At 41.2% G+C, this 10,856-nt stretch carries 10 protein-coding genes; 9 read left to right on the top strand and 1 reads right to left on the bottom strand.

Annotated elements, in window-relative coordinates; translation table 11 throughout:
* Nucleotides 1-106: 106 nt before the first annotated feature.
* The 6 genes from WB217_RS16850 (at nucleotide 107) to murC (ending at nucleotide 7,903) form a co-directional block, all read left to right on the top strand.
* On the top strand, nucleotides 107-610 hold the full coding sequence (locus tag WB217_RS16850; RefSeq protein WP_423994439.1) for a hypothetical protein: 504 nt from the start codon (nucleotides 107-109) through the stop codon (nucleotides 608-610).
* Nucleotides 611-737: 127 nt separating this feature from the next.
* Nucleotides 738-1,052, top strand: coding sequence for a thioredoxin family protein (locus tag WB217_RS16855; RefSeq protein ID WP_423994440.1), 315 nt, complete (start codon nucleotides 738-740; stop codon nucleotides 1,050-1,052).
* A gap of 84 nt (nucleotides 1,053-1,136) precedes the next feature.
* Entirely contained in the window at nucleotides 1,137-1,931 is a 795-nt protein-coding gene (locus WB217_RS16860; RefSeq protein WP_423994441.1) for a DUF1444 domain-containing protein, read from the top strand.
* 207 nt (nucleotides 1,932-2,138) lie between these two features.
* Nucleotides 2,139-5,135: a DNA translocase FtsK gene (locus tag WB217_RS16865; RefSeq protein ID WP_423994442.1), complete on the top strand. Its 2,997-nt coding sequence runs from the start codon at nucleotides 2,139-2,141 to the stop codon at nucleotides 5,133-5,135.
* Between the two features lie 87 nt (nucleotides 5,136-5,222).
* Entirely contained in the window at nucleotides 5,223-6,323 is a 1,101-nt protein-coding gene (locus WB217_RS16870) for a nicotinate phosphoribosyltransferase (RefSeq protein ID WP_423994443.1), read from the top strand.
* Nucleotides 6,324-6,601: 278 nt separating this feature from the next.
* Nucleotides 6,602-7,903 (top strand): UDP-N-acetylmuramate--L-alanine ligase, encoded by a 1,302-nt coding sequence (murC, locus tag WB217_RS16875; RefSeq protein ID WP_423994444.1) that lies wholly within the window; start codon nucleotides 6,602-6,604, stop codon nucleotides 7,901-7,903.
* A 38-nt stretch (nucleotides 7,904-7,941) separates the two neighbouring features.
* Here murC and WB217_RS16880 read toward each other — a convergent pair whose 3' ends face one another.
* Nucleotides 7,942-9,057 carry an aminopeptidase gene (locus tag WB217_RS16880; RefSeq protein WP_423994445.1) on the bottom strand — a complete coding sequence of 372 codons (1,116 nt, stop codon included), beginning with the start codon at nucleotides 9,055-9,057 and terminating at the stop codon, nucleotides 7,942-7,944.
* A 241-nt stretch (nucleotides 9,058-9,298) separates the two neighbouring features.
* Between WB217_RS16880 and WB217_RS16885 the strand changes: the two genes are divergently transcribed.
* The 3 genes from WB217_RS16885 to ytxJ all read left to right on the top strand — a co-directional run bounded on the left by WB217_RS16885 (nucleotide 9,299) and on the right by ytxJ (nucleotide 10,713).
* Nucleotides 9,299-9,793, top strand: coding sequence for a DUF948 domain-containing protein (locus tag WB217_RS16885; RefSeq protein ID WP_423994446.1), 495 nt, complete (start codon nucleotides 9,299-9,301; stop codon nucleotides 9,791-9,793).
* An 18-nt stretch (nucleotides 9,794-9,811) separates the two neighbouring features.
* Nucleotides 9,812-10,315 (top strand): YtxH domain-containing protein, encoded by a 504-nt coding sequence (locus tag WB217_RS16890; RefSeq protein ID WP_423994447.1) that lies wholly within the window; start codon nucleotides 9,812-9,814, stop codon nucleotides 10,313-10,315.
* A gap of 68 nt (nucleotides 10,316-10,383) precedes the next feature.
* Complete coding sequence (gene ytxJ, locus WB217_RS16895; protein ID WP_423994448.1) at nucleotides 10,384-10,713, top strand: bacillithiol system redox-active protein YtxJ; 330 nt, start codon at nucleotides 10,384-10,386, stop codon at nucleotides 10,711-10,713.
* Nucleotides 10,714-10,856: the final 143 nt, after the last annotated feature.

The raw sequence follows: 10,856 nt of genomic DNA on the forward strand, positions 1-10,856 counted from the left end.
ATGTTATATTTTCCAACAATTTTTACTGTACAAGTCTTGTAAGTTAATAAGCAAGAAAGGTATGATAGAAAAGAAGTGGTTTAGTCGTAACAGGGAGGAAAAAAGTATGATAAAGTTCATTAGGTCATTTGGGCTTGTTATTATAGGAGTATTTCTGCTTGGAGCTTGCTCTGCCTCGTTTTCTGATGACAAGAAAGCGGCAGATGAGGCCGTGGGCAGTGTTTTTGAAAGCAAACCGGAGAAAACAAATAATAGTACTAAAGATATAGATTATCATATGCCTTTTGGGATTGAAGTAGAAGATGAATCACCAAACAATATACTGCTTAAAAATGGATCAAGGACTTATATTTTATTTTATAATCAGCATGAAAAAGAAGATAGCAAGGTCGTCTATGAATCAACCATGAAACAGCAAAAAAAATGGGACGTAAATGAAACATACAATAAAGGCGGCAAATTTGGTTATATGCTGGTTAAAAAACTAAAAGAAGATCGCTATCAATTAATTGTCGGGATCGGCGGGGTAAAGCTGACAACCGAAACAGACAACATGAAAAATGATGCTGAAGCTATGATGAAAATCGCTAATTCAGTGAAAATTAAGTGAACGCTGTCAAATTGACAGCGTTCCTTTTTTGAGTAATAACCATGAGTCAAATCGGATTAGTTTCTTTTTTGTTTGAGCATGTTTAAAATATATGAAGTAGTTAGATTTTTACCAGGAGGAAGCCCCTATGAAAAATTTAGAATCGATGGAACAATTCGAAGCGTTGAAAAACAACGGAAAACATATATTTTTATTTACTGCAGACTGGTGCCCTGATTGCCGTGTTATTGAGCCTGTCCTGCCTGAAATTGAAAGCAAGTATCAGGAATATGCATTCATTTCAGTGGATCGCGATGAATTCATCGATCTTTGCATCCAGCAGGATGTTTTCGGAATTCCGAGTTTTATTGCCTACGATAATGGCAAGGAACTTGGCCGGTTCGTAAGTAAAAACAGAAAAACACAGGAAGAAATCGAAAACTTTATTGAAGGCCTGGCTTAATCTTTTTCCCTCCATCTTTTGAGGTGGAGGGAAATTTCATGTAAAATGATTGGCATAATCTCCTGAAGAATTGGAGGGATATTCATGGATAGCAGAAAAATGCGTAAAGAGCTCGAGGAGCGTCTGAAGCATCCAGAGCGCTCATTTACCTATGACCGTGAAAAAGACCAGCTGAGAATAGAAAATATAAATACAGGCAGAGGAATTACCGTAGCGCTGCCAGGCATTATAGCGAAATGGCAGGAGCAAAAGGAAAAGGCAATTGATGAAGTTGTCTATTACGTATCAGAAGGCCTAAATGCAATGGAAAACAAAGTCGAGCTTTCCGGGAAGGAAAAAAATATTTACCCTGTGATCCGATCAACTTCTTTTCCTGCAGAAGCAGAGGAAGGTGTCCCTTTCCTATATGATGAGCACACTGCAGAAACGAGGATTTACTATGCTCTTGATTTAGGGAATACATATAGGCTGATTGATTCAAAGCTTCTGCAAAAAGAAGGTTGGACGGCCAAACAGGTACGTGAAACAGCTTTGTTTAATGTCCGGTCACTATCGGTGAAGTTCAAAGAAGACCGAGTTGCTGAAAATACTTTTTATTTCCTGAATACCAATGATGGTTATGATGCAAGCCGGATTTTGAATACAAGCTTCTTGAATGAGATGAAAAAACGGATGAAGGGGACAATGGCGATAGCTGTTCCCCATCAAGATGTTTTGATTATCGCAGATGTTGAAAACAATACAGGTTATGATATTTTGGCCCAGATGACAATGAGCTTTTTTGCGAGCGGAAGAGTGCCGATTACTGCCCTAAGCTTCCTATATGAAAACGGTGAATTAGAACCAATCTTCATTTTGGGGAAAACTAAAAAAGAATAACGGAGTATTTAGTTCAAAAGCCCGATGATAACGGGCTTTTTTCCTTTATGTTCATGGCTTGTCATTATTTGGGTGATTTCATATGCCGAAAGTTTATTTTCCACTGTGTTTATTCTCGTAAAAAATACTCATTCTTTCAATTTATCTCGAAAAAAACGAATTAACTGTTAAAATAGTAATGAAATGTGAAAGAAAGAGTGATTTATATTGAGTTGGATAAAAAAGATTTTCACGATGTTCCAGAATGATGATAATGAATTTGAAGATATTGAACAGGTACAACCTGTTCAAAAGCCTTTGCACACAGAGCGAAACAAAAAGAATGATGTAGAAGCGAGAGTATTATACCAATATCCAAAAGGACAGTTCCGTTTCCCGTTGATTCCTGACGAACATAGTGGGACTGTAAAAGTGAATAAGAAAAATGTCACTTCACAAAAAGTTGAGCCTGTTGCTGAAATTAAGCCGCTTTTCAAGGAGAAAGGCCCCTTGAGAGTAAAGGAGGAAGGTGAACCTTTAAAGGGAGCTTCTCCAAAGCCACGCAAGGAAACTGTTAAGGAAAAGCCTCAAAGCTTCAAGCGAGAGGCTGTGAAGGAAACAGCAGCGAAGTTTCGTTATGAACCGAGAAAAGAAAGTTCACCGAAATTCAGGCAGCCTTTTAAACCAACTGAAATACCTTCGCCGATTTACGCCTATAACAGGCCGCCTATTAAGCCAAAGCAGGAAAATAAAAAGGATTTCGAAGAGGTCGAATATGAACTTAGAGGTTTTGAACAAAATCAGGAACCTTTAGCTGGAGAAGCTGGCATTAATGAAGAATATGTTCGCCCTGTTGCTGAAGTAAACCATACCGAAGGATTTTCAGAAGAATCTGCACATAACAAAACAGTTAGAGCAGATGAGACAGACAAGCAGGATATTTACATAATGGAAGATCTTGCAGAAGCACCTGATAAGAAGAATGACCAAAAGGCTGCAGAAACTGAGACTGAGGCTGAAGCTGAACAATCTCAATTAGAAGCAGAAGCGTTGAATAAAATATTTGAGGTAAATCTTTCTCAGAAAGCTCCTGTGATAACAGAAGAATTAACATTAAATCAACAAGGGTTTGATGGAGAAAATGAAAGCACTCTAGTTGAGGAAGAACCTGTTAAAGAATCTGATGAACAGGCTGTCGCAGAAATACTAATTAATCCTGAACGCTTGGATAAAGAAGCTGCAAAACCAGAACAACCAGAACCAGAACTACCAAAACCAGAACAACCAGAACAACCGAGGACTAGACAGCTTCCATTCAACGTCATCATGCTCAAGCAGGATAGGAAGAAATGGGAAGAACGTGAATCATCAAAGTATCCTTCTTTCATGACAGAAGGATCGAAAACGAGTGCCACAGCCGTACCGAACCAGCATGATTCCGGAATGATTGCAAAAGACCAGTCCAAGGAAAACAGCAGTCAGGCAATAGTGGATACTGAAATAATAACTATGGAACAGACTGCTCCTGCAGAAGCAAATAGTCAACCGGTTGTAATTGAACAGAAATCTCTTGTGGAACCGGATAGGCAGCAGGCGATTTCTGGAAACGCTGTTTCGGAAATTAAACTGGATGAATTTGAACAGACGGCTTCTATGGAGCAATTAGCCAGTCAACAAGCCCCAATACAGCAAGCCGCTGAAATATCAAATAGCCAGGCTGAACCATTCAAGTCTGCTACATCAGGCCCTGTTACGAATGAAGTTGCAGCTGCAGTCCAAACAGAAGCAGAAGCACCAGGTGACTATGAATTCCCGCCGCTTGATCTATTGAGCCCTCCGGTTTTCAAGGAGCCTGATCCTCAATGGCTGGCAGAGCAGGAGCATATGCTGAATGAAACGTTGAGGAATTTCAATGTAGGAGCAAAAGTGGTTAATATGACACAGGGGCCTTCTGTTACTCGTTTTGAGGTGCAGCCTGAACCAGGTGTCAAAGTGAATAAAATTACAAATCTTTCAGATGACATTAAGTTAAGCCTTGCTGCAAAGGATATTAGGATTGAAGCCCCTATCCCAGGAAAGCATACGATTGGTATTGAGGTTCCAAATCATTCAAGCAGACCGGTTTTATTAAGTGAAATTTTACAGGGGGACTACTTCCTTGAGAATGAATCGCCATTGGCGGTCGCCCTTGGATTAGACATCGCTGGAAATCCAATTGTCACTGACTTGAAAAAAATGCCTCATGGTCTAATTGCCGGTGCGACTGGATCTGGGAAGAGTGTTTGTATCAATACCATGCTTGTGAGTCTTCTTTACAAGGCGCATCCAGATGATGTGAAGCTGCTGCTGATTGATCCGAAAATGGTGGAACTGGCTCCCTACAATAATATCCCGCATCTTGTCAGTCCCGTCATTACAGATGTGAAGGCGGCTACTGCTTCGCTTAAGTGGGCTGTAGAGGAGATGGAGCGGAGATACGAGCTGTTCGCACATACTGGCGTACGTGATATCAACCGTTTCAACGAGCTTGCCATCAAGCACCGCAGATTCTCGGAAAAACTGCCATTTATCGTAATTGTTATTGATGAGTTGGCTGATTTGATGATGATGGCCCCTGCTGATGTAGAAGAAGCAATCTGCCGGATTGCCCAAAAGGCGCGTGCTTGCGGCATCCATTTGGTTATTGCAACTCAGCGTCCATCCGTAGATGTCATTACAGGATTGATTAAAGCCAATGTACCTACGAGAATTGCTTTCTCAGTATCGTCTCAGATTGATTCAAGGACGATTATTGATATTAGCGGAGCTGAGAAGCTGCTGGGACGTGGGGATATGCTTTTCCTTGAAAACGGATCATCAAAACCGTTCCGCTTGCAGGGTACTTTTGTGACAGACAATGAAATTGATGATATAGTGGCATTTGCAAGAGAGCAGCGTGCTCCACAATTTTTGTTTGAGCAAGAGGAGCTGCTGAAAAAAGCACAGATTACAGAAGAAGAAGATGAACTTTTCTATGAAGCCTGCGAATTTGTCGTTGAGCAGGGCGGGGCATCTACATCAAGTGTTCAGCGCCGTTTTAAAATAGGTTATAATCGGGCAGCCAGATTAATTGAAATGATGGAACAGCAGGGGTTCATATCTGAAGGAAGGGGAAGCAAACCCAGGGATGTGTTGATTTCTGCCTCAGACCTGGAGTCGCTCCAGGATACTAGTACATTCAATTAATTAATGGTATTCTTTATTAGCATATCCTTATACTAAGGATAGATGCCCAGAGCCCTACTGAGGGTTGATGTTGAAGGAGCTTTTCGGATGAAGGAAATAGAATTGAAAATGCAGGGGAAAATCAGCCGCCTGACAAATCATACTTTTAAGTTTGATGAAAGAATCAGGGATGGCTGGTTTTCGGCTGTGTATTTTCTTAAGACAAGAGAGCTTGTTAAGAAATATCACGAAGATAATATTATTACGATGCAGTTTTTCCAAAAGGATGATGCAGTTCTTTGCGGGACAGATGAAGTGATTGCCCTTGTAAAAACATTTGCTGACAATCCGGAGGAACTGGAGATATACTCACTTAAGGATGGAGAAAGAATAGCTCCATTTGAAACAGTCCTGACAATCACAGGACCATACCAGAATTTTGGATATCTGGAAGGAATCATCGATGGAATCCTTGCAAGAAGGACATCTGTTTCGACGAACGTCTACAATGTAGTCAAGGCAGCAAGTTATTCTGGCAAGCAAAAGCCTGTCATATTCATGGGAGACAGAGATGACCATTATACGACCCAGGCTGGAGATGGATATGCAGCCTATATAGGCGGTGCTACAGCCCAGGCAACACATGCCATGAATGAATGGTGGGGCAAACAAGGAATGGGAACTATGCCGCATGCTTTGATCCAGCTCTTTAAAGGAGATATCGTAGCTGCTACCCACGCTTATCATGAAACCTTTCCGAATGATGATTTAATTGCCCTTGTAGATTATAATAATGATGCAATCACAGATTCATTGAAAGTTGCAAGGGAGTTTGGGGAAAGGCTTAAGGGAGTCCGTGTAGATACTTCCCGGACGATGATTGACCAGTACTTTCTTCGAAACGAGCACCTTCTCGGAACATTTGACCCGCGGGGTGTTAATGCTGAATTAATCTTCGCTTTAAGAAAAGCGTTAGATGATGAAGGATTTACCCATGTTAAAATTGTCGTAAGCGGCGGATTCAGTGAAAAGAGAATCCTTGATTTTGAAAAGCATGATGTACCAGTTGATATGTATGGCGTCGGCGGCAGCCTTTTAAAACTAAAGATTGGCTTTACCGGTGACAATGTAATGCTGAACGGCAAACATCAGGCGAAATCTGGAAGAAGGTTCCGGCCGAATCCGCGCCTGGAAAAAGTAGAGTTCTAATCGATAAATTCCCTTCCAGTCTGCATTAAAAGTGTTTAAATGTACCAAAATAGGGAAAATGTGCTTTTGCGCAGGATTACGTTTTTTATTGGAACTGTGTTATTAATAAAATTGATGTTATAATGATTTAATACATTAAAGCAGATAGATAAAACATACTGTTTCTCTTTATCTTCAGACCGACTTTTTGATCATGAAGGGCCGATCAGGGGTAAAGAGCAAAACAGGATATCTGTCATATACTGTGTTACATACAGACGTTGTTGGAGGTTCTTTATATGACTATTTACCATTTTGTAGGTATAAAGGGGTCTGGAATGAGTGCGCTAGCTCAAGTTCTCCATGATATGGACTATCAGGTACAGGGCTCCGATTATGACAAGCACTTTTTTACCCAGGTGGCCCTTGAGAAATCTGGAATAAAGATCCTTCCGTTTAATAAGGAAAATATACAGCCCGGAATGACCATCATTGCCGGCAATGCCTACCCGGATACCCATGAAGAAATTCAGGAAGCGATGAAGCACGGACTTCCAATCATCAGGTACCACCGGTTCCTAGGCGATTTCATGCAGAATTTTACAAGCGTAGCAATCACAGGTGCGCATGGCAAGACATCGACCACTGGCCTTCTGGCTCATGTCATGAGAGGCGCCAAGCCTACATCCTTCCTGATTGGTGATGGCACTGGGAAAGGTGACAGGGACGCTCAGTATTTTGTGTTCGAGGCATGTGAATACCGACGTCACTTTCTTTCCTATTTTCCTGACTATGCAATCATGACAAATATTGATTTCGACCATCCAGACTACTTTGCCAATATCGAAGATGTATTTTCAGCATTCCAGGAAATGTCCTGGCAGGTGAAAAAGGGTATTTTCGCATGTGGCGATGATGAGCAGCTGCAGAAAATTCAGGCCAAGGTGCCTGTAGTATTTTATGGCTTCGGGGAAGAAAATGATTTCCAGGCTAGGAACATCGTCAAATCGACGAGTGGGACTACCTTTGATGTTTTTGTCAGAAATACTTTTTATGACACTTTCTCGATTCCGTCTTACGGGGACCATAATGTGCTAAATTCACTTGCGGTTATTGCGCTTTGCCAATATGAAAATATTGAGTCGAAGGTTATCCAGGATCAGCTTCAAAGCTTCGAAGGTGTAAAAAGAAGATTCTCGGAAAAAAAGATTGCTGACCAAATCATCATTGATGACTACGCTCACCATCCGACTGAAATCAAGGCAACAATTGATGCTGCCAAACAGAAATATCCTGACCGTGAAATCGTGGCTGTTTTCCAGCCGCATACTTTCACTAGGACCCAGGCGTTTTTGAATGAATTCGCTGAAACCCTGAACAAAGCAGATAAAGTTTATCTATGCGAGATCTTTGGATCTGCCCGTGAGGTACACGGAAAGCTTTCGATCACCGATCTGAAAGATAAAATCGAAGGCGCTGAAATCATTGCTGAGGATGATACCTCTATCCTTAAGGAGCATGGAAGCGGCGTGATTTTATTCATGGGTGCAGGAGATATCCAGAAGTTCCAGGAAGCATATGAGAAACAATTACTTGTTTAAATGAAAAGGATGCGGCCGATTGGCCGCATCCTTTTTTTTTATTTTAGATTTTCAGGGTTCAATACCTCTAATTCAGGGATCACGAAACGTCCATCTTTACGGATCAGGACATCATCGAAATAGATTTCTCCGCCGCCATATTCTGGGCGCTGGATGTTAACCATATCCCAGTGGATATTTGAATGGTTGCCGTTGAAGGCATCATCATAGCATTGGCCTGGAGTGAAGTGGAAGCTTCCATCAATTTTTTCATCAAAAAGGATGTCCTGCATTGGATGGAGAATGTAGGGATTAACGCCAATTGCGAATTCACCGATGAATCGGGCACCTTCATCGGTATCAAAGATCTTGTTGATGCGCTCGCTGTCATTTGCTTCTGCTTCAACAATCTTGCCATCCCTAAATGTTAATTTTACATTCTCAAAAGTAAAACCTTGATAAGGGGAAGGCGTATTGTATGTGATCACGCCATTTACAGAGTCGCGGACAGGTGCAGTGTAAACCTCTCCATCTGGAATATTAAGCTCACCTGCACATTTAACTGCAGGGATATCCTTGATTGAGAAGGTTAAATCGGTTCCAGGTCCTGTAAGTCTTACTTTATCCGTGCGGTTCATCAAATCTGCAAGGCTGTCCATTGCCTTGTCCATCTTGCCGTAGTCCAGGTTGCAGACATTAAAATAGAAGTCTTCGAACGCCTCAGTGCTCATTTTAGCTAATTGAGCCATAGCTGAATTTGGATAACGCAGAACAACCCATTTTGTTTTTGGAACCCTGATGTCTCTATGTACTTTCTTGCCAACAGTATTGCCGTGGATCTTCATTTTATCTGCTGGTACGTCTGCATGCTCATTAATGTTATCGCCTGAACGCAATCCGATATAAGCATCCATTTTGCCCATCACATTTGCTTCAAAATCAGCGATCATATCGAATTGTTCTTCTTGTGCACCCATCAGTAATGCACGGTCAACCTGGTGATCCTTCAAAGAGACGAATGGGTATCCACCTGCTGCATACGCTTCTTTCACAAGAGCTGTGACAAGTTCGCGTTGAAGGCCGAAGTTTTCAATAAGGACTTTTTCACCCTTTTGAAGTTTTACCGAGTAATTAATCAAGTTCTTTGCCAGTGTTTGAATACGAGGGTCTTTCAACTAAATCACTCCTAAAGGTTAAAAATAGTAGACATAACCATATTGTACCCCAAATGGGGCATTTTGTGCTGTTTTCCAAATGGATAAAAATATAAGATTAGAAAGAACACATACATAATAGAAAGATATTCTTTTTAAGGAAGGAAAAGGGGGAGGCTTTATTGAAATACTTATTGGACAAGATGGTTTACGCTGCTTTTTGCGGGGTAAAATGTACATATGCTAACGGAGGTGTTAAACAGTGGAAATTATTTTGTATCTAAGTGTTGCTGTAATAGCAATTGCATTTTTAGTGTTGGTTATCTCTCTATCAAAAACACTGAAATCTCTACAAACAACTTTAGACAGTGTATCAGGCACACTTGATGGCCTGGAGAAGCAGTTGGATGGAGTGACTCGTGAAACAACAGAGCTTCTGCACAAGACAAACAATTTGGCCGATGATATCTCCAGAAAATCAGAAAGCCTAAACAGTGTTGTAAATGCTGTTAAGGATGTCGGAAATTCTGTTCAGCGTTTCAACCAGTCAATCCATAATGTTCAAAACATGGTTGACCTGCAGCTTGATAAGAATAAGGATAAAATTTCACAGGTTGTTCAATGGAGCAACGTATTCCTAGAATTGAAGGAAAAGTGGAAGACAAAAAAAACAGCCCAGATTGACCACCAGATGACTGAAGATCAGATGGTTGGCGAACAAATGGTTGTAAGACAGCGTGAAAGAGCTAGGTATTAAGGAAAGGTGGAGAAAGATATGGTAAACAGAGAACAAAATCAGTACACGCAATACGATGTGAATAGTTCAATGCGTGAAAGCAGCAACTCCAGAGACTTTGTTACAGGAGCAATTGTTGGCGGTCTTGCTGGTGCTCTTGCAGCACTGCTGCTTGCACCGAAAACTGGAAAAGAGCTTAGAGGCACGCTAAACGAGCAGACTTCGACTCTAAAGAGCAAGGGAATTGATCTTGCTTCAGTAGCGAAGGAAAAAGCGAGTGGACTGAAGGAGACTGTTTCACAGCAATCTTCGACTATCGTCAGCAAAGTGAAAGACATGAAAAATCAGCAAAATGCTGGCACTGCTTCACAAACAACAGAAGAGGACTTTGCTACAGAGGGAGAACTCCAAGAGGTTCCTACATCAATGGCCGAAACGAGTACAATGGATAGCACACACACGGCTACAGGAGAAGAAATCCAGAAAAAGCTTGAAGAAACGCAAAAGGCTTTCGATGATACTGAGAGCAAATTGAATCAGTAAGTTTGTCATAAAAACGGTGAAGTGGTAAGATAACTTCACCGTTTATTTTATTGAAGGAGAGTAGAATGATGCAAAAAATTGATTCAATCGAACAATTTGATCAGCTTGTAGAGTCTGGAGAAACATTCTTCATGCTAAAGCATAGTACGACATGCCCAATCAGCCAGGCTGGTTATGATGAATTCGCGAAATATGGGAAGAATGGCAGCAATACTTTATACTTTTTAACAGTCCAGGATTCACGAGATCTCTCAAATCATATTGCTGAAAAGTTCCATATTAAACATGAGTCCCCACAGGCAATCCTATTTGTTCATTCAAATGTAGCTTGGCATGCATCGCATTTTAAAATTACTGCAAAAGGCATGGCAGCTGCACAGGAAGAAAGTGAAAAGTAAAAAACATCCTGATCGGATGTTTTTTTATTTTCTATTTATTTTGGGATAAGAAAGGAAATTCACTTCGAGAAATGTCCAGCTCCAGCGCCTAGCCCCTCGAGTCGCTTCGGTCCGCCCAATGAAGTCAAAGAACGACTTCACTG

Source organism: Mesobacillus sp. (genome assembly GCF_049588175.1).
Classification (GTDB): Bacteria; Bacillota; Bacilli; order Bacillales; family Cytobacillaceae; genus Mesobacillus.